General features: G+C 65.9%; 19 protein-coding genes. 9 read left to right on the top strand and 10 right to left on the bottom strand.

What is annotated here, in order from left to right:
* Positions 1-269 precede the first annotated feature (269 nt).
* From PV766_RS20050 to PV766_RS20040, 3 genes are all read left to right on the top strand, one after another.
* On the top strand, positions 270-515 hold the full coding sequence (locus PV766_RS20050) for a helix-turn-helix transcriptional regulator (protein WP_421097730.1): 246 nt from the start codon (positions 270-272) through the stop codon (positions 513-515).
* Between the two features lie 234 nt (positions 516-749).
* Positions 750-914: a hypothetical protein gene (locus PV766_RS20045; protein ID WP_421097729.1), complete on the top strand. Its 165-nt coding sequence runs from the start codon at positions 750-752 to the stop codon at positions 912-914.
* Between the two features lie 55 nt (positions 915-969).
* Positions 970-1,413, top strand: a complete 444-nt coding sequence (locus tag PV766_RS20040) for a hypothetical protein (protein WP_421097728.1) — start codon at positions 970-972, stop codon at positions 1,411-1,413.
* 6 nt (positions 1,414-1,419) lie between these two features.
* Here the strand turns inward: PV766_RS20040 and PV766_RS20035 are convergent, their stop codons facing one another.
* The 3 genes from PV766_RS20035 to PV766_RS20025 form a co-directional block, all read right to left on the bottom strand.
* On the bottom strand, positions 1,420-2,706 hold the full coding sequence (locus tag PV766_RS20035; protein ID WP_421097727.1) for a DUF6297 family protein: 1,287 nt from the start codon (positions 2,704-2,706) through the stop codon (positions 1,420-1,422).
* An 80-nt stretch (positions 2,707-2,786) separates the two neighbouring features.
* On the bottom strand, positions 2,787-3,452 hold the full coding sequence (locus PV766_RS20030; protein WP_421097726.1) for an ABC transporter ATP-binding protein: 666 nt from the start codon (positions 3,450-3,452) through the stop codon (positions 2,787-2,789).
* A 78-nt stretch (positions 3,453-3,530) separates the two neighbouring features.
* Positions 3,531-3,866 (bottom strand): DUF6412 domain-containing protein, encoded by a 336-nt coding sequence (locus PV766_RS20025; RefSeq protein WP_421097725.1) that lies wholly within the window; start codon positions 3,864-3,866, stop codon positions 3,531-3,533.
* A gap of 278 nt (positions 3,867-4,144) precedes the next feature.
* Between PV766_RS20025 and PV766_RS20020 the strand changes: the two genes are divergently transcribed.
* Positions 4,145-4,279, top strand: a complete 135-nt coding sequence (locus tag PV766_RS20020; protein WP_255163198.1) for a hypothetical protein — start codon at positions 4,145-4,147, stop codon at positions 4,277-4,279.
* Between the two features lie 223 nt (positions 4,280-4,502).
* On the opposite strand, the gene PV766_RS20015 is transcribed toward PV766_RS20020, so the two are convergent.
* A complete protein-coding gene (locus tag PV766_RS20015; protein ID WP_421097724.1) occupies positions 4,503-5,012 on the bottom strand; it encodes a hypothetical protein in 510 nt (169 codons plus the stop codon).
* A gap of 509 nt (positions 5,013-5,521) precedes the next feature.
* On the opposite strand from PV766_RS20015, the gene PV766_RS20010 reads away from it, so the two are divergent.
* Both PV766_RS20010 and PV766_RS20005 read left to right on the top strand, forming a co-directional pair.
* Positions 5,522-6,565, top strand: a complete 1,044-nt coding sequence (locus PV766_RS20010) for an alpha/beta hydrolase (protein ID WP_421097723.1) — start codon at positions 5,522-5,524, stop codon at positions 6,563-6,565.
* A 230-nt stretch (positions 6,566-6,795) separates the two neighbouring features.
* Positions 6,796-7,734: a phosphotransferase family protein gene (locus PV766_RS20005; protein WP_421097722.1), complete on the top strand. Its 939-nt coding sequence runs from the start codon at positions 6,796-6,798 to the stop codon at positions 7,732-7,734.
* Positions 7,735-7,820: 86 nt separating this feature from the next.
* Here PV766_RS20005 and PV766_RS20000 read toward each other — a convergent pair whose 3' ends face one another.
* Both PV766_RS20000 and PV766_RS19995 read right to left on the bottom strand, forming a co-directional pair.
* A complete protein-coding gene (locus tag PV766_RS20000) occupies positions 7,821-8,177 on the bottom strand; it encodes a hypothetical protein (protein ID WP_421097721.1) in 357 nt (118 codons plus the stop codon).
* Between the two features lie 103 nt (positions 8,178-8,280).
* Entirely contained in the window at positions 8,281-9,132 is an 852-nt protein-coding gene (locus PV766_RS19995; protein ID WP_421097720.1) for a PHP domain-containing protein, read from the bottom strand.
* A 207-nt stretch (positions 9,133-9,339) separates the two neighbouring features.
* Here PV766_RS19995 and PV766_RS19990 point away from each other — a divergent pair, with 207 nt between their 5' ends.
* On the top strand, positions 9,340-9,492 hold the full coding sequence (locus PV766_RS19990) for a recombinase family protein (protein ID WP_084295212.1): 153 nt from the start codon (positions 9,340-9,342) through the stop codon (positions 9,490-9,492).
* 873 nt (positions 9,493-10,365) lie between these two features.
* Positions 10,366-11,370 carry a DUF4192 domain-containing protein gene (locus PV766_RS19985; RefSeq protein ID WP_421097719.1) on the top strand — a complete coding sequence of 335 codons (1,005 nt, stop codon included), beginning with the start codon at positions 10,366-10,368 and terminating at the stop codon, positions 11,368-11,370.
* Between the two features lie 137 nt (positions 11,371-11,507).
* Here PV766_RS19985 and PV766_RS19980 read toward each other — a convergent pair whose 3' ends face one another.
* The 4 genes from PV766_RS19980 to PV766_RS19965 all read right to left on the bottom strand — a co-directional run bounded on the left by PV766_RS19980 (position 11,508) and on the right by PV766_RS19965 (position 13,404).
* Positions 11,508-11,678 carry a hypothetical protein gene (locus PV766_RS19980; RefSeq protein WP_421097718.1) on the bottom strand — a complete coding sequence of 57 codons (171 nt, stop codon included), beginning with the start codon at positions 11,676-11,678 and terminating at the stop codon, positions 11,508-11,510.
* Positions 11,679-11,691: 13 nt separating this feature from the next.
* Positions 11,692-12,162 carry a hypothetical protein gene (locus PV766_RS19975; RefSeq protein ID WP_421097717.1) on the bottom strand — a complete coding sequence of 157 codons (471 nt, stop codon included), beginning with the start codon at positions 12,160-12,162 and terminating at the stop codon, positions 11,692-11,694.
* Positions 12,163-12,260: 98 nt separating this feature from the next.
* Complete coding sequence (locus PV766_RS19970) at positions 12,261-12,830, bottom strand: hypothetical protein (protein ID WP_421097716.1); 570 nt, start codon at positions 12,828-12,830, stop codon at positions 12,261-12,263.
* Positions 12,831-12,840: 10 nt separating this feature from the next.
* Entirely contained in the window at positions 12,841-13,404 is a 564-nt protein-coding gene (locus tag PV766_RS19965; protein WP_421097715.1) for a hypothetical protein, read from the bottom strand.
* A gap of 249 nt (positions 13,405-13,653) precedes the next feature.
* Here PV766_RS19965 and mobF point away from each other — a divergent pair, with 249 nt between their 5' ends.
* Positions 13,654-17,931 (top strand): MobF family relaxase, encoded by a 4,278-nt coding sequence (gene mobF, locus PV766_RS19960; protein ID WP_421097735.1) that lies wholly within the window; start codon positions 13,654-13,656, stop codon positions 17,929-17,931.
* The last annotated feature ends 44 nt before the right edge of the window (positions 17,932-17,975 follow it).

Genomic DNA, 17,975 nt, shown 5'->3' with positions numbered 1-17,975 from the left:
TCGTGACAGGCCCCGCCCTGCGAGCGTGGCGGCATCGCAGGTCCGTGCGCTGAACTGTCCGTATCCCGCTGAAATGTCGAGATCCCCAGCAGGACCTACTTTCTCGACGGCTACTGCATCGTCCGGTGGGCGGGAATGCCGTGTCCTGCCCGGTGGTGAGCTCAGGGTCGGTCATTCAGGGGGATCCGACGCACCCCGCTCTAGCTGCGTTGACACATCATTTTGTTTCTAAACAATACTTTTTCGTTAGGTTTTCCTAAAATAGCTCTATGTCTCGGAACGGACCGGCACGTCGCATCGGCAATGTTGTTCGGGATCTACGTCCCACCCTGGGACTGTCCCGCCGACACTTGGCGGAACTGAGCGGGGCGCACATACAGACGATCGGCGCCCTCGAACGGGGAGACCAGCGGCCGAGTCTGGACCTGGCAATGCGCATCAGTGCCGCGTTCGGCCGGCCCGTACAGGAGGTGTTCTTCTGGGCTGATTCGTCGACGACCTCCCGTGATCGGTGAGCTTCTACCGCCATTCGGGTGATCGAGGGCGGGGCGACGAAGACGAATACGCTTTGTCGCCCCGCCGTTCGACGCGCGTCGGGGAGGACCCGATGACAGTGATGGCGGGTTTTCTGCGCTGGCACGTACTGAGACCATCTGTTGTGCCTGGGCCGCAGTGAGGGTCGTCGCGACAGGATCGGTTCCCACACGTCGCGACGTCGGCCCGCCCCGAACGGGTGGCCGGATCCGGACATGGCGTCGTTGATCGACGCCTCGAACGGCAAGGAGATCGATGCGATCGCCCATGGCCCGGTACTGCCCGCCCGGCCTGAGGGCGGCAGTCGGATGCCACCCCACCGGGACGAACACGAGGTTCGGTCGAAGATCGGTCGTCTATCTGTGACGATCGAGCAGTGAGTGCAGGTCGCTGGTTACCTCAACGGACGACTCTGCCGACCCCGAGAGGAACCCGATGCACATCGACCGTCTCATTCTCCCCGTCTCCGGCATGGTGCTTCAGCACCGGCAGGACGGCAGGCATCTCGTCGCCGCCGAGGACGCACTGGAGATTCTGTACGAGGCAGAGCAGCAGGGCGTGCCGATCTGGAGCGAACCGGACTACACCGCGGTGACCGCCTTCGGCGAGGTCTTTCCCGGCGATGTCCCACATCCGACCTGGTGGGCGGTCGTCGGTACTGCAGCACCCGACACCACCGTTCATGTCACTGTCGACGACGAGCGGGTTGCGGACCCGCCGGTTCACCGGCTGGCCGAGCTGTGGGCCTGTGAGTGGATCGCGCATCCCGCCGTCATCCGAGTTCACCGCAGCGATGATCATCAGGTCGCCCCGATCCGGATCGGGCGTCCGGATTTTCTTCCGCCGGCGCGGTACCCGGAGTGGGAGATCGACAATTGAAAGAGATCAGACACAGACAGCGAGTAGTGCCGCAGCCACGACGATCACGTCGCTACCGCGGATCTTTTGCCGGATCAGATCGACCGGGACTTGTCCGAAGCCGGTTTCGAGGATCAAACCGTCGTAGGTCAGGGGCGCTCGCGTCCGGATCCGGTACATCGCGGTCACCGCGCCGATCAGCACCAGTGCCATCGGTGTCGGGTTCATCGCCACCAGCGGTGCGGTCAGCATCGTCGTCACTACCGCCGCTACGACGGGGATCACCGTCAACGGCAACCGCAACCCTCGATCGTCGGCTCCGAGCATCACCGCGAGTGCGGGATCGGCGCACAGATCCCGTAGTCCGGCACTGAAGATCATGCACACCCCGAACACGAGCGCCAGCTGCGTCCATGCCGCAGCAAGTGGCGACAGCACTGCCGACAGCGCCCACCCGGTACCCACGGCACCGGCCGCGACGAGCAGCGAGTGCGGACGGCGCACATGACGTAGTGCGTCGGTGCGGATCAAGGCGCGGGTGCGGGAGGTGGGCATCCGGCGCGAGGGGCGGCGAGCCACGCGTCGCCAGGCTCGTTGTTCCAGGGCGCCGGTGACGATCGACAGGTCCAGCATCGTCAGCGACACCGACGTCGCGGCGGCGGTCTCGGAACCGATCGCCATGCGGGCCACCGTGATCCGACCGCACCACCACAGGGCCATCCCGGACAGGACTGCCGCCACGATCGAGCCGACGAGGACAAGAGCCCACGAGGTGATCAGCGCGACCGTGCCGCCTGCGGTAGCGACGATCGCAGCCACGGCTGCACCCGAGAGACAGACGGCGGTAACGACACGCAGGGTCCAGGGGGGAAGGATCTCGCACTGGACGAGCACTCCGAACGCAACACTGCCGACGCCGAGAGCGCCGCCGAGCAGTGTGCACGGCAGCCAGTGCGCGAGTTCACCGACGAATCCGCACAGTCGACCCCCGGCCAGACCGAGGGCACCTCCGATGCCGAGGGTCGCACCGACCCGCGGCCGGAGCACCCCGCGCCGGTCGACCGGGGTGGGCAGCAACCACCATGCGGTCTCGCTGCGAACGTTCACCGGCCCCAGCGCTGCTGCTCCCGTCACCAGGGCGGCGGTGAGCACCCCGCCCACGGCCCATCCCCATGTCGGGTTCCACCGCTGGTGTGTGTCTATCAGAGGCGAGGTGGTGAGCACGGTCGCCGGCCGCGTCGTCAACCACCACAGCACACCGCCGCACCCATACGCCCCGAGGGCGGTCAACGCGAAGGTTCCTTCGCGGAGCATCGGCGGAGTGTGGGCACGTTCGAAACTGCGGCGGAGGGCGCGCAGTGTCGACGCGGAGGGAATCGGGCGGGACGTATCGGTCAGCGCCATGAGTCACCGTCGACGATCTCGTCGGCTACTGCAGTGACCAGGGTGTGGTCGTGGGAGACCAGCAGCACCGCAGTGCCAGCGTGCTTCTCGGCGCGGATGGCTTCGGCGAGCCAGGCACGGCCCCCGGTGTCGAGGTGCTGCTCGGGTTCGTCGAGTACCACTATCGTGTGAGGGCGCACCAGCGCCGAACCCAACGCCAGGCGATGACGCTGGCCACTGGACATCGTCACGGGAAGTTGATCGGCGATCTCGGCAAGGCCGACCTGATCGAGGATGCGTGTGGCCGAAGTGTAGGGGTCGACGGCGCCGTGGGCGACACCGACCAGTTGCAGATGTTCGTGGGCGGTCAGGTGCGCGAACAGGGCGGGTTCGCCGACCACTGCGGCAACAGTGGCCCGGAAGGTCGCCGAGGATTCGTCGACCAGACGTCCGTGCACGGTGATGCTGCCGTGATCGAGCCGGTCGGCGCCGATCACGCAGCGCAGCAGAGTGGATTTACCGGCGCCGTTGGCACCGACGATCGCGCAACACCGGCCGGCAGCGACCTCGAAGCTCACGTCGGAAAAGACGCACAGGTCGCCGAAGTGGCGGCTGGCCCGGCGGACCGAGATGACCGGATGAGCGTGGGCCGAGTGGGCGGGCATGGGGGTGGGCATAGGTTTATCTCCCGTTGATCCTCGTGCGGAAAAGCAGAACCGAGGATGCGGAGACCGATCGTTCAGACGAGCCCGCGTTCAGGCGAGCACAGTCGATACGGCCTCCGCCCGAGGGCCGGGCGCCCGGGGTCGCGGACGACCGAAAGTATCCGGATGGGAGTGACGCCGAAGCTCACCGCGGCGGCGTTGTTCTTCCTCGGTCGGTCCACGCGTGGTTCGGCCGAAACCGAACAGCGCATCGTCCGCACGGCCCGTCCACAGCACAGCCGCCACTGCGGCGAGGATGACCACGAGCCCTGCCAGCAACACCGGTGTAGGACCGGCCGAGCCGAGATCGACGGAGAAGACAACGGCAACAGCCCACGACAACAGAAAGCACACCAGGGTCATACCGCTGCGCGGACCGAAGAACATACCGGCAAGTCTATATACGGCGCACCCGCGGGTGGACGAGCACGGTCGACATGCTCTGCCTCCGTCGACGTAGCGGGGCATGTCTCGTCACTCCGGGCTGCATCTCGACAGGTCCCTCGGGAATGTGCGCCGTCGGCTCACACACCTACCGGGTGGCGGGTTCGTCGGGCCGGTCTTCCTGGAAGCTTCCGGCAGGCGTGTGGGCAAGGAGTGGGTGAGGATCGTCGCGTCCTGTTGTCAATGGACGTTCGCGACCGGGACCTCATGCCGGTGCTTCCGTGTCCGAGCGAGTCGTGGAATGGGGGCCGTCGGCACCGGCGATCGTCGGTCTCGTCGTCGCGGTGGCCGGCGTGGGGAGCTGGATGGGGTTACGCACCGAGCACATGGATGATGTGCGGACCGACCGCGGGTGACGTTACGTCACTATCACCGGTATCCCCGGGCGGACGAAGACGCCACGTCGTCCTGGCTGCGCGAGCACGAATGCGCCAGGCACACGCTTACATTCACGACTCCCAGCGACGTCGAGCATCGCCGGAGCCGCCGGTGCCCGTAGGCTGCCGCGGCCATAAGGGGTCTCGGCCGAGTGCATCGCCTACACCGACCAGGACCGACGACGCGGTCCCTGATGCGGTGCTACCGACAGTGCGGCCCGGCCAAGGTGCATATCCACGCTCTGCTGATCTTCCAGATGCCGTGCTCGGCGACGAGCGGGACGACGGCGCTGTTGCCGGGTGCGATGGTGATGGCCTGCGCCACGCCGCCGGGGGCACCGGTGCCGACCACCGAGACCGCCAGGGCCTGGGCACCATCCGGTACGACCGTGGTGGCGCGCAATGTTGCTTCGCCGGTGTGCGCGACCTGCTGGACGGGATCGGGGGTGTCGAGGCTGGCGCCTTCGAACAGGCGCACTCGCGTCTCCAACTCCACGTCGTAGTCGAACGCGGCAGCGAGCATCTCGGTGACCTGCTCCGCGGGCGGAATGCTGGAGGCGGGCAACTCGAGGGACGAATGCGTCGGTGGGAACGCGTCCGCAGAAGTGGGGGCACGCCCGGCGGTCGGTAAGCCCGGGTCGGTGCTGCACCCGCAGATCGCCACGAGTGCGACGATGGCGGTTGCGATGCTGCTCGGCAGGCGTGCGGTCATGGAAGAGTCCTTGCCGGGTGTGCGGTGTTGAACAGGGTCGAGACGTCAGGATATCGATGCCGAGCGAGCCAGGCTCAGCATCGAGGCCGCCCATACTGTTTGGGACAGCGGCTCGTTCAGCTGTGGGCCACGGCGGTGATACTGACTGCGTCAGCATCACACTGAGCGACGAGGTGACTGCGGCGCAATGAATCGACGAGCACCCCGAAACCTCAAGGGTGACTAGGTTGAGCGTTTGATCCACCGCTCTGCTGCGAGTACCCGGTTCTATCAGCTTGTAGCTCGGATTCGCGGGATGTGACCCGACACGGACTTGTGACGGCCGTGCCTCACTGCCGGTGTCGGTTCTGCCTTCCGGCGTTGGGTAGCGTCGACGCGTCCGGAACGAGAAGATCCGGGGTGGCCGGCATTCCGGCCGGGGGATGCAGGACGAAGGGGGAGTCGACGTGCGAGACGGAGTATCGGTAGGGCGGGCCCGGGCGAGGTCGGTTGCCGCGGCGGTGGCGGCGATGATGATCGTGCCTCTGGGTAGTGGGGTGGCGCCGGCGCAGGACCGCGAGTCGGATCCGATCGTGGCCTCACACGCGTTGCTCGCTGATCCGGTCGCCTCGAACGGCTCGCGCATCGTGTCGAGTGAGATCGACGGCCAGTATCTGACGGTGCAGGTGTACTCGGCGGCGATGGACACGACCATTCCGGTGCGGGTGCAACGCCCCCGCGATGCGTCCGAGCCGCGTCCGGTGCTGTATCTGGTCAACGGTGCCGGGGGTGGCACCGATTCGGCGACGTGGTGGGTCAATACCGATGTCGGGGAGTTCCTGACCGGTCAGAATGTCAATGTGGTCATGCCCCTCGGTGGGGCGTTCTCCTACTACACCGACTGGAAGCGCGAGGACCCGCAGCTCGGGAGGAACAAGTGGCAGACGTTCTTCCTCGACGAGCTGCCCCCGCTGATCGACGCCGCATTGGGCACCAATGGGGTGCAGGCCATCGCGGCGAATTCGATGACCGCCACGGCGGTGTTGCAGTATGCGATCGCCAGGCCGGGCTTCTATTCGGCGGTGGCCGGGTACAGCGGATGCGCCCAGACCTCGGATCCGGTCGGCCGTGAGTTCGTCAAGTTGGTCGTCGAGACCTGGGGCGGCGGCGATGTGCGGAATATGTACGGCGAGGACGATGATCCGGCGTGGGTGGCCCATGATCCGGTGGTCCATGCCGAAGGGTTGCGCGGTACGCGTCTGTTCCTCTCGGATGCGACGGGGCTGCCCGGTCCGCACGACACCCTCGGCAACGAGTTCACCATCGGGGAGCAGGATGCGGCGCTTGATCAGCAAGGGTTGGCGTTGGCCAATCAGGTCGTCGTCGGTGGGGTGATCGAAGCGGCCGTGCATTGGTGCACCACCAATTTGCAGACCCGTCTGAACGAGCTCGACATTCCCGCGACGTTCGATCTGCAGCCGGCCGGGACGCATTCGTGGGGTTACTGGCAGGACGCGTTCCACCGGTCCTGGCCGCTGCTGGCGGAGGAACTGGGGTTGCCGCAGCCCGAATGACTCAGCCTTGCTGGTGACCGCTCACCGGGATCGTCAGGTACCCGGCACGACTGCATCCGCATGCGCCCGTCTGTGTCGTGATGGCGCGTGTACTGGAGGTCGAACGGTTCCGAGCGGTCTCGAAGTCCCGCTCCGCTTCGGAGGACCATCAGGTCCATTGAGGACGTCCTGCTTGTGGAGCGTCAACAGCACGCTCCGAGCCGGAAGATGAGGGATGCGAGACTTCATGGATGAGCTACCTTCCCCACGACGATGCGATTCGGATCCTGGAGCGCTGGACCGACGGGACGAGCCCTCGACTGCTCGGGCAAGGGATGGAAGGCACCGTCTACGCGGTCGACCGGAACCGAGTCGCGAAGATCTGGTTCGACGAATCGGAAGCCTCACTACAGCGGCTTCAGTGTTTCTGCAACGCCCTGGCCGCCAACTCCTTCCGGTTCGAAATCCCTCGAATCCTCGAGATCCATCGAGTCGAAGGCCGCTGCGTCACGATCGAACAGCGGCTGGTCGGCACCAGCCTGGCTGATCTCCTCGAAACCGGGCACACCGGTCTCGACGAAGCGCGGTCCACACTTGTCGACGCACTCGCCGAGCTGGCGGGAAGCGGCGCGGTGCCCGCAGCGCGAACCCTACCGGTCATGGACGAGAGTGCGCCCCTCTACGAGGGGTCCGAGGATTTCTCGAACGCTCTCGCAGACGTGGCCGAGCGTCGCCTCGCCCGGTTCCGGCGGACGCTCGATTCTGCTGTCGAAGAACTCGACAAGAAAGTTGTCGCGTTGCGCGCTCGTCTGCACGAGGTCGACAGCCGCCGTCGTTCCGTCATCCACGGTGACCTGATCCCGGGCAACATCCTGATCGGCGAAGCCCGCACCCCTACCGCCGTGCTCGACTGGGGATTTTTCACTACGGAAGGAGATCCGGCCTTCGACGGCGCCGTAGCGGCTTCGATCTTCGACATGTACGGCGATGGCGCCCTGAACACCGAACTCGATCTCTACGCGCAACTCGAAGACCGCCTGGGGTACGAACGCGAGACGCTGTTGGTCTACCGCGCGGCGTACTCCCTGATCACCGCGAACGCGTACGACGCCGACGGCAACGACGGGCATTTCGCCTGGTGTGCCGACGCTCTCAACCGGCCGGACGTCGTCGACGCTCTCCTGGCTTGATCTCTTGTCGGCAGTCGAGGCCGGTGGTCGCTGGTTGGTTGTCCGGCACTGTGTTCGGTACCTGCGGGAGCGACTGATCCTATTTCTTATTCGGTCCAGAGGTCACCGTAGGGGAGCTCGCCGAAGCGATCGATCGGCCATGGAACCCGCTTACCGTTGACGGAAAATCTTACGGTTCTGCGCGGCGGCTGCCTGCACGGACGGACGTCGACAGCACGGAACGAATAGCGGTCCTGCGGTACCCGCTCCCACTCGAAGTCCACGATTTCGCCGACCTGAAGGTCGGAGCCCTGTCCGCGGATCTCGATCGATTCCCCGCGGGCAAGAGGCGGATGATTGAGCGTCCAAAGATTGCTGAAGTGCACCCAGCACCCGGTGGGAGTGTCCGACGATTCGATGACACCCCACCCTTCTTCACCGTGCCAGATGGCGACAACACCCACGCTCGTCATCCTGGGACCGTAGCGCGCCTGACGACATGCACGCCGAGGACCGACGCGAACCGGATTGTCTCGTCGACCGATCGTGGAGACCGCAGAACATCCGCTAGCGGGCCCAGAAATCTTCCGCGCACCGGCCGGGCCGGAACCCGAAGAACTCCACCATCGCCACAGCTTCGGGAAAGTTGTCGGCCAAAGCCTCCGGCACGTGTGCATCGCTACCGAAAGTGATGGCCCGGCCGCCTTCCTCGGTCCACCATTGCAGAATCCACGGCCACAATCTGCGAGTATTCATCTCCAAGGCGCGCCCGCTCTCGGCGAGGGAGCGCATCGCCGCTCGAAACCCCTCCTCGAAGCGTCGGGGATCGAACGGGCCTTCTGTGACACTCGGCCACGCCCGGACCGCGTAGTCGATGTGGCAGAACACCTCGAACTCATCGGATCCGGCGACCATCCGGGGAATCTCCTCGAGGTAGGCCCAGATCACGTCGTCGGCAGGCCACATCCGGAACAGTGTGTCGGGTTCGTAGCGGTCGTCACCGACCTCGCGGGTGTGAAGAGAACCGTTGACCCGCTCGAAGGTGGACACGTCGACCAGCATCGATGCCTGCCGCCGGAACAGATGGGGTTGGCCGAACTCGACTCCGGCGAGGATCGTCAGGTCGGGAAACCGATGACGGCATCGGTCGATGCTCTCGCGGTATCCGGCCACGTCCAGTGGCGGTGGTCGCAGGTACCCGTCGGGGTCGAGCATGTCTTGTTGGTGGGACAAAAGGTCCTCGGGGGTGGTGCGCCACGCGTCGTCGAAGTCGAAATGTTCGGTGAAGACCACTGCCGGGAGGCCGATCGCGACGGCGCGTTCACACATCGTCTCCATCCGGCCGGCGGCGAACGAATTCGGGCCGCCGGTATCCCAGGACCATTCGCTGTGGACGTGACTGTCGGCAGGCAGGGGCATTGTTCGATATTCGCATGGCCTGAACCCATTCTCCGATCCTCGGGGGCGCGGTGTGCTGTTCGACGATCCCCAAACAACACACTCGAAACGGCCTGGCACTCGATCACATCCTGCCGAATCGAGTCGCTGGACCGTCCTGTTTAACCGTCCTGCATTTGGATCTCGTATCGCTGACCCAAACAGTGCGGTGGTCGCCTCAGGGTTGGAATCCTGATCGGATATGCCCGATGCAGCACCGCGGGCCAAGATCTGCGAGCCCAACGCACGGCCCTCAAACGCCTCGGAGCCCGCGACGACCGGATCTACACCGACAAGGGCTACACCGTCGCCGACGCTCACACCTACGCCGTCCGCAGCTAGAGTCACGGCGTCGAAGGGGTCGCGACTGCTCGAACCCGGTGATCCCCCAGGTTACCGAGTTCGGGCCGAGGCCCCGCGAGGGATCCTCGGACCGAGTGTTGGGCAGTAGCGGCCCCCGGACTCGCTGGACAGGACTGTAGCGCACCCGCCGGACACCACCGACCATGATCACGACGGGTGGACTTCGGTGTTGTTGGCCCACCTCCGCCGCGCTGCCTCCATGGGCCACCGAGCGGGCTCCGATCCCATCCCCGACACGGTCATTCGAAGGCAAGTCGGCGCGCAGCGGTGGCGCGGCAGCACCAGATTCAGAGGCCGGCCGATCCGAGTCCGCGAACGAGGACGTGCGTGCCGCTCGCGGACGCCGCAGAACCGCGGCCAGGACGAACAGTGATGTGATCGCCGCAAACCGAGACCTGGGCCGGGTGAGCCGGCCGCAAGAAACCACGCCGCCAACAATGCGTCGAGCACCACCAAGACCAGACAGGTACCGAATCCCGCACGACCGATCAGCATCTCTGTACACCCCCATCACTCCCCATCCCGTGGCCCGTGTCCGGCACCTCGATGCCGGACACGGGCCACCTTCGGTGTCCACCGAAACGAGCGTCGCTGACGCGCCGCCCTGCTCAACAACCCCGAGAAGGTGCCCTTCTGACCATCCGATTTTGACCTGCGGTCCGCTTCGCACAACCCCCGGCGCTGCGCGGCCTGGTGGCCCGGAAAATTCTTTCCCCCGCTTCGCTCCTCGAAAGATTTTTCCGTCCGGAGGTTGCACTCCCGCGGCCCTGTGCAGGTCGTCATCTCCTTGCCAGAAGGGCACCAAGAACAGGCGGGCCGAGCAGGTCCGCCCCGACACTGAGGAGGCGGCTCATGACCGAGCCCATCAAGATTGACAACACCGGCGAGATGATCGCTGCCATCCCCGCCATGCTGGGCTTCGTGCCATCGCAGTCGGTCGTGCTGGTCTTCCTCGCGGGCAACCGGCTGTCCCACATCGCCCGGATGGACTTCGGCGAGATGGACCATCCGCTCGTCACCGCCGCGATCAAACGCTCCAATGACACCGAGAGCGTGTACGTCATCGTGGTCGCTGAGAACCGCACCTTCCATGAGGTGCTCGATGAGTCCGAGCGAGTGATCGCGATGCTGCTCGGTGCCGGAGCCGATGTGTGGGGCAGCTTCTACACCCCGAGTATTCGCGGCGGCGAGACCTGGACCGACCTGCGCGGACTGTTCGAGACCGGCACGGTCCCCGACCCCGCCATCACCGAGGTGGGCGCCGCGACCGTCCTGAGCGGCCGCACCGTGGCCCGCGACCGTTCCGAGCTCACCGCCCGCTACCGCCGCAAGGACTCGGTGACCGTCACCGATCGTCGACGCGCCCGCGCCGCGAAAGAGACGATGGGAGAGGAGTTCGCGAGCAGCATCATCCGCGAGCTGGCCAAACTGGTGAGCACCCGCACCACCCCCGATCCCGCTCTCGCCGCACGAGTCGGACTGTTGCTCACCACCGACATCCACGCCCGCGACGCCATCCTGGGACTGGCGGTGATCGACCCGAACGTCGCCTCCGAAACGATGGAAGCGATCGCCAGCAAGCTGCGCACCCGCGAGCGTGTGGCAGCGTTGACCGTCGCCGGGTTCTTCGCCTACGTGAACTTCCAGGGACCGGCCGCCGGAAGCGCGTTCACCGCCGCCCGAGAGGAAGCGACCCAGCATCCGCTGTGCGACACCCGGATGCTCGGACTGCTCGAAAAAGCACTCACCGCAGGGCTGCACCCGACGATGATCCGCAAGCTCGCAGGCACCGGAGTCGGTATCGCCCGTGAGAAGTTCCGCGTCGAGCTTCCCGCCCCCAGCGGCGACTGGATCTGACACCACAACACGGGCGAGGCCCCCGGAATCGGTAGTTCCGGGGGCCTCGCCCGTTGCGCTGGAGTGTCGATCAGGCATCGAGCCTGACCGACACTGGCGCACGTCCTACCGAGCACAGCATAACCACGCGCACGCCGTCAGAACTCGTCGCGCTCCGCATCGTCGGGGAACACGAAATCGACCGCCGGCGACGGCGACCGGAGAACACTCTCATCGCCCACGATCGCTTCGAGCTCGCTCTCGTTCGGGCGGATGCCGTGCTTGATCGCGTCGTACAACTGCTTTTCGATGTGTGACCGTTCCACCATGGTTATCTCTCGCCTATCCCGCACCCGACCCAGGAATCCGGGCCTCGGTGTGTGGTGGGGGTAGCACCGGGACGCCGGTGTTACCCGGCCACACCGCGACCATGCGAGTGCTGGCCTCATGCAGCGCATTGAGTTCATCGACGACCAGACGCAGGAACTCGGCCGGCTGCTGCAACGGATCGGGCAACGGCGGGTAGCGGTCGTTGTCCTCGAGGGGATCCAGTGACGGATTCCCCGGATGGGGGATGTCCACTTTCGCGGCCCGCGAGAGACACACCTCGCCGGTGACGCTGTAACCGACAACGAACTCGTAGTCCTCTATCCCCACGGTGAAGATCAGCTCGCCCCAGACTGCGCGGTCCCAGCTGATGACCTCAGCTTCAATGGCGTCCTGCACCAGCCAGTGTCCAGTCGAAATACCGGGATACGGGGTCAGGCGATCGAAGTGCTCGGTGTGCAAGGTCAGCAGCGGCGGTGTGGTCATCTACCGATCCTTTCGCGGGCTGGACGAACCGTAACCGACTGCGCCGACACGACAAGGCGAAGACGTCAACGGCGGCGTACCGCTCATGTCGGTCATGGTCAGAACAACGTGCCTTGCCAGTCACCGGGGTTGGTCTTGGCATGAAAAAGTGCGTCCTCGTCATAGCCGTTGCACAACGCTTCACGGATCGCGAGGGACCGCTCATAACGTGAGCGTCCCTGCCCGTCGAGCAGGGCGTGACCGGACAGTCGGCCGAGAGCGATCGCGTAGCGCACGTTCTCGCTGTGCGTGGACTCCACCAGATGCCCCGGCCCGACGCGCACGCACAGCGGCTCGTTGCATTTGTGCTCGCACACCACATCCGGTGCCAGAGGACCGTGCACCAACTCCACCGAGAAGCGATGCGCAAGCATCGTGCGTTGCCGGTTCTCACGCTGGAAGTTGAACCGCCCGTATCCATCGGGCGCACTGATCGCACCGACCCAATACCAACACGTCGGGGACTTGACGACCTTCGACCAGAACGCCGCGATGTTCGTCTTCGACGGACGCAGCGAGTTGTCCACCACCCGGACCCGCCGCGGCCGCTCCTCCGACTCCTCAGTGACGATCTCGACATCGAGATCGGGAAACCCGATGTCGAGCGCGGGCTCCCCGTCGTCACTCATGACGGCAGCATCACGACGCCGCAGGCACCGTCTGCTTGTCGTCCTGCTTGTCCTCGGACGAGGATGCAGCCGACCCGGCGGCATCGGCGACACCGAGATCTGCCTTGGCTTGCATGATGAGCGTCTTCGCCTCGCGGGTGCTCACGCCGAGCAGCGGTGCCAGCTCCGACGCCGAGGCGCTGCGGCTGAACGTCACGATCGCTTCCGCGTACTCGCGCAGCAGCGACGATTCCTGCTCGCGCTCCTGCGGAGTCAACGTCTCCGTGCCGGCTTCCATCTCCCGCTGGATCTCGGCGATCTTCGCCGCATACTCCTCTTGGATCTTCTTGATGCGACGATCGCGGGTCTGCTCGAGCCGCTCGATCTTCTTCAGCGGAGCCTGTGCCCGCGAGGCGACCGTTGCTTCGAGCTTGGACAGCTTGTCCGTCGCGTCGTGGATGGGGCCGGCCAACGCTTCGAGTTCCGCTTGTCGAGCGAGCAGTCGCTCCCGCTGACGGCGGGCGTTTTCCCGAACGTTCGGCGTCGTGTGCGGACGAAGTGAGCGGCGAGATGCCGAATGGGAAGTCGAGGCCATAGGCAGGAAGTGTAGCGGCTCGCGCCGGTGGCGGGGAGGCCGACGACCGGAATCGAGGACGCTCCATCGACGTCCGGATCCGATCACCACACCGACCAACCGTGACGCCCACGTGCCTGACACACGCAGCTCCGCTGCTCGGACAGGACCATCGAGGCCCTGTCCGACCTTGGACCGAACTCAGTTCGGTCCAAAAAGCTATACACACCTCATGCACTAAAGGTGCGACGTGGCATAATCGGCGCCGTGATGACCGTCCACAAGCTCAATGCTGGGGACGGCTATGTCTATCTCACCAAGCATGTCGCCAAGGGCGACGCCACCGAATCCCGCAAGCCCGATGCGGTCGATTACTACCTCGCCAAGGGCACCCCGCCCGGCGTGTGGTGCGGGAAACTGGCGGAGAAGGTCGGTGTCGAGATCGGCACCGAAGTCACCGAATCCGCGATGCGGTCGGTGTTCGGTGCAGCGCGTACTCCGACCGCCTTGGACACCAAGCCCGGACCCGGCGCCTCGGCCGAGGACCATCTGAACTGGTCCCAGAGCACCGCCCTCGGACGGGCGTTTTCGTGGTTTCAGAACAGTCAGGAGTACGTCCACGACGTCGAGGAACTCTGCAGCGCCTACAAGGCCAAGCACGGCGATTACCCGACCACCGAGGCGAAGAAGGAAATTCAGTTCGCCACCGCCCGCAAGCACCTGAACCGCGAAAGTGGTGAGCAGGCCGGGCTGCTCAGCGATGAAGGCGTGTGGAAGTTCATCACCGAGCAGTACAACAAGGCGCGTCAGCCGGTGGCCGGCTACGACCTGGTGTTCACCCCCATGAAGTCCATCTCGTTGCTGTGGGGCCTGGGCGACGCGCAGGTCAAGGCCGCGGTCGAGGAAGCCCACAAGCAGGCCGTGGACGAAGCGTTGGAGTGGATCGAAGATCAGGTGATCTACACCCGCCGCGGTAAAGGTGGGGAGCGCAAGGTCAAGGCCGACGGGCTGTTGATCGCCCGGTTCGATCACTTCGACAATCGCGCTGCGGACCCGAACCTGCACACCCACAGCGCCGTGGTCAATCGTGTCTATGCCGAAGGCCGATGGACCACCATCGACGGGTCGATTCTCTACAAGGCGAACGTGTCGGCGTCGGAGAAGTACAACACCCGGGTGGCCGATCTGGTGGCCCGCAAGCTCGGTGTCACCTTCGCTCCGAGGCCGGATACGCCGGTCGGCAAGCAACCGGTCTACGAGGTCGAAGGCATCCCGTTGTCGCTGATCGAGGAGTTCTCCCGCCGCGCCGCGATCGAGGCACGCCAGGAAGAACTGGCCCGCGACTACAAGACCCGCTACGGCAAGAATCCCCCGAAAAAGGTGCAGTACGCCCAGGCGCAGCAGGCCACTCTGGACACCCGCAACGCGAAGAATCCCCCACGGTCACTGGCCGAGTTGCGGGCCGAATGGCGCGAGCGCGCCGAAGCGATTCTTGCGGGGAATGATCCCGCAGAGCTGGTCGACGCTGTCCGCGGGGAGCGGGATCGCCGTCCGGTGCTGACTCCGCAGCAGGTGCCGGCGCTCGTCGACGAGGTCGTCGATACGCTCTCGCACAAGGTCGGTTCGTGGACGGTGTTCTCGGTGACCGCCGAGATCGAAAGGCGGCTGCGAGAGTTCAGTTTCGCCGACGACGAGCAGCTGCGCGCGATCCACGATGATGCACTCGAACTCGCACTGCGCGACTACTGCCTGCCCATCGACATCGAGGAATACCACCTGCCCGAGCGGATCAGCGACCGCGTCGAACGCGGACGCCGGCGCAGTCTGCTCGTCGATCGCGCGCAGATGCGGTATACCGCGCAGTCGGTTCTCGACGCCGAGGATTTCATGCGTCAGCAGGCTCAGATGGACGATGAGCACACCGTGGACGATCGGATCATTCGCCGCACGATCCGCGCCGTCGAGGAGGCGAACGGCCACGAGCTCGGTGCCGATCAGCTCGCGATGATCACCCACTTCCTCACGGCCGGCACACGGGTTGCCGTGGCGGTCGGTGCGGCCGGTGCCGGCAAGACCACCGCGGCCACCGTGATCGCCCGGGCCTGGGAGGCCGTCAACGGAAACGTCATCGCCCTGGGTCCGTCGGCCCGTGCCGCCGAAGTGCTCGGTGAGGAAATTTCGGTTCAGGGCCGCACCATCGCCGACGTGCTCACCCGCGATCGCGTCGGTATCGCGACCGGGATCAGCCGCGGTGATCTGTTGCTGGTGGACGAGGCGGGCATGGCCTCGGCCCGCGATCTGGCCGACCTGACCCGCATCGCCACCGAGGCCGGTGCGGTGGTGCGGTTGCTGGGTGATCCGCAGCAGCTCGCTTCCGTCGAAGCCGGTGGCGTTCTGCGTGATCTGGCCGATCGCACCAACGCCCCGTTCCTGCGCAAGGTCCACCGTTTCGCCACCGTCGGTGAGGCCGAGGCGAGCCTGCGCTTGCGCAAGGGCGATGTGACGGTGCTCGAGTGGTACGAGCAGAACGATCGCATCCGGCAGGGCATGGCGCACGAGCTGGCCGATCTGGTTTTTGACGCCTATGTCGCCGACGTCGAGGCCGGGCAGGTTGCGTTGATGGTCGCTCCGACCAACGATTTGGTGCGCGAGCTCAACGAGAAGGCCGCTGCGTACTACCGCGCAGGCGGCACCGTCACCGGACCCGGCATCGTTCTGGCCGACGGTCTCGAAGCCGCTGTCGGGGATGTGGTGGTCACCCGGAAGAACAACTCCAAGTACGTCGTCGAGGACTCCGACGGCAACACCTCGGGCCGGGTGAAGAACGGCGACCTGTGGACCGTCGCCGAGATCGGCGACGACGGATCGCTGCGGCTGCGCAACAACATCAGCGGCGGCCAGGTCACCGTCGCCGCCGACTACATCACCGACAACGTGCAACTCGGGTACGCGACCACCGTGCACCGCTCGCAGGGCATGACGGTGGGAAGCTGCCACGTGCTCGCCGGGGCGAACATGGATCGTCAGTCGTTGTACGTCGCGCTCACCCGCGGCAAACACGCCAATATCGTCTACGCTGCCAACGACGAGCTGCCCGACTGGGACTTCGAACATCGCCCGGATGAGCATCCCGGCGCGATCGGTCTGCTCGCGAAGATCATCGCCCGCGACGGTTCCCAGCGCACCGTGCACCAGATGATCGAGGACGAACAGCGCAAGGCCGCGTCCTGGTCGACGATCACCAATACCTACATGCTTGCCGTCGGGGAGCTGTACGAGGACTACACCGAAGAGCTACTCGATCGGATCCTCACCGAGGAGCAGTTCGGCTGGGTGCACAGCCTCGGGGGGTGGGATCAGATCGTCACCTACGTCGCCCAGTCGGAAACTTTCGGGTGGGACACCGAGACTCTGCTGCGTGAGGCCGCCGCCGTGATGAGCTCCGAAGGCAGAGCCGGCCGGATCGACACCGAGACCAACTCCCCCGGCCAGGTCATCGCCCGCGCCCTGAAGACCCGCATCGATTCCGGGGACGGAGCGCAGTTGCCGCGCCGCCGTACCGATGCGGTGGCCGGCTACCGTGTGCCAGCACTGACCGACGCCGCGGCCGAAACCGATCCCATCCTCGCCGCCTACGCCCGCTCGTGCGAGCAGCAGATGCACGCGTTCATCGACTCCTACACCACCACCGCACTCGAATGCAGCGCGCCGTGGATCACCGCCATCGGCCAGCGGGGAACCGATCCCCGCCGGGTGCGGCTGTGGGAGTCCACGGTGCGGGAAATCGCGGTCTCGCGGGTGCTTGCCGACGCCTCCGCCGACGAGACCGATCCGATGGCGCACATCCGGCAGGCACGCCAGGGTGCGGTCGAGACGAACATCGAGCGGTTGTGCCGACCCGAGAACACCCGCGACGAGGTGGCCGGACCCTACGCCCGCTACAGCGACGCCGAGCTGGCGTCCGCGCAAGGTGTCAGCCGGGGACGGCTCACCGAAGATGCGATGCTGCTGTCGCTGGCCCGCGACGAACTCGAGCGGGCACGAGGGGAGATGTCTGCCCTCTCGGGCGTGGAGCGGTCCCTCGCACAGGTCGAAATCGACGAACGCAACATCGCGGTGGTGCGTGCTGCCCGCACCCGACTCGATGCCCTGACCCGGTCCCCGCAGGCCACCGAACACCAGATCGCCGCTGCCCGCGCCGCTGTGACCGCCGCCGAACAGGCAGCGCCGCCCGAGCGACGCTGGGCGGTGATCGAACGCGGTGCACAGCACTACCGCGCCGCCGAAGCCGCCAAGGCCCGCGCCCGCGCCACCGACGAACGCACGATCGGGCGGATCACCGACCGCATCACCCGACTCGAAGAATCGATCACCGCCGAACGCACCATCCTCGGCCAGATCGACGCCGAACTCGCCCGACGCAAGGCCGGCGGACCCGACTTCACCACCGGCATGTCGACGCGACGGACACGCACCGATTCGGGGGCGAACGTCCAGTTCGGTCTCGACCCCCTCGACCACGACACCGGACCGGAACGGGACCTGTAGGCCCGGACGCGGCGACCCCCGCCCCCGATGGCACAAGGAGAAGG

The organism is Rhodococcus sp. As11, assembly GCF_048957735.1.
Classification (GTDB): domain Bacteria; phylum Actinomycetota; class Actinomycetes; order Mycobacteriales; family Mycobacteriaceae; genus Rhodococcus; species Rhodococcus gordoniae.
Note: the sequence above shows the minus strand (reverse complement) of the source record. Positions and strands in the feature narration are given on the sequence as shown.

Coding starts and splice junctions, on each gene's coding strand:
- PV766_RS20050 (WP_421097730.1), top strand. CDS start 270: ATGTCTCGGAACGGACCGGCACGTCGCATCGGCAATGTTGTTCGGGAT.
- PV766_RS20045 (WP_421097729.1), top strand. CDS start 750: ATGGCGTCGTTGATCGACGCCTCGAACGGCAAGGAGATCGATGCGATC.
- PV766_RS20040 (WP_421097728.1), top strand. CDS start 970: ATGCACATCGACCGTCTCATTCTCCCCGTCTCCGGCATGGTGCTTCAG.
- PV766_RS20035 (WP_421097727.1), bottom strand. CDS start 2,706: ATGCTCCGCGAAGGAACCTTCGCGTTGACCGCCCTCGGGGCGTATGGG.
- PV766_RS20030 (WP_421097726.1), bottom strand. CDS start 3,452: ATGCCCACCCCCATGCCCGCCCACTCGGCCCACGCTCATCCGGTCATC.
- PV766_RS20025 (WP_421097725.1), bottom strand. CDS start 3,866: ATGTTCTTCGGTCCGCGCAGCGGTATGACCCTGGTGTGCTTTCTGTTG.
- PV766_RS20015 (WP_421097724.1), bottom strand. CDS start 5,012: ATGACCGCACGCCTGCCGAGCAGCATCGCAACCGCCATCGTCGCACTC.
- PV766_RS20010 (WP_421097723.1), top strand. CDS start 5,522: ATGATGATCGTGCCTCTGGGTAGTGGGGTGGCGCCGGCGCAGGACCGC.
- PV766_RS20005 (WP_421097722.1), top strand. CDS start 6,796: ATGAGCTACCTTCCCCACGACGATGCGATTCGGATCCTGGAGCGCTGG.
- PV766_RS19995 (WP_421097720.1), bottom strand. CDS start 9,132: ATGCCCCTGCCTGCCGACAGTCACGTCCACAGCGAATGGTCCTGGGAT.
- PV766_RS19985 (WP_421097719.1), top strand. CDS start 10,366: ATGACCGAGCCCATCAAGATTGACAACACCGGCGAGATGATCGCTGCC.
- PV766_RS19980 (WP_421097718.1), bottom strand. CDS start 11,678: ATGGTGGAACGGTCACACATCGAAAAGCAGTTGTACGACGCGATCAAG.
- PV766_RS19975 (WP_421097717.1), bottom strand. CDS start 12,162: ATGACCACACCGCCGCTGCTGACCTTGCACACCGAGCACTTCGATCGC.
- PV766_RS19970 (WP_421097716.1), bottom strand. CDS start 12,830: ATGAGTGACGACGGGGAGCCCGCGCTCGACATCGGGTTTCCCGATCTC.
- PV766_RS19965 (WP_421097715.1), bottom strand. CDS start 13,404: ATGGCCTCGACTTCCCATTCGGCATCTCGCCGCTCACTTCGTCCGCAC.
- mobF (WP_421097735.1), top strand. CDS start 13,654: ATGACCGTCCACAAGCTCAATGCTGGGGACGGCTATGTCTATCTCACC.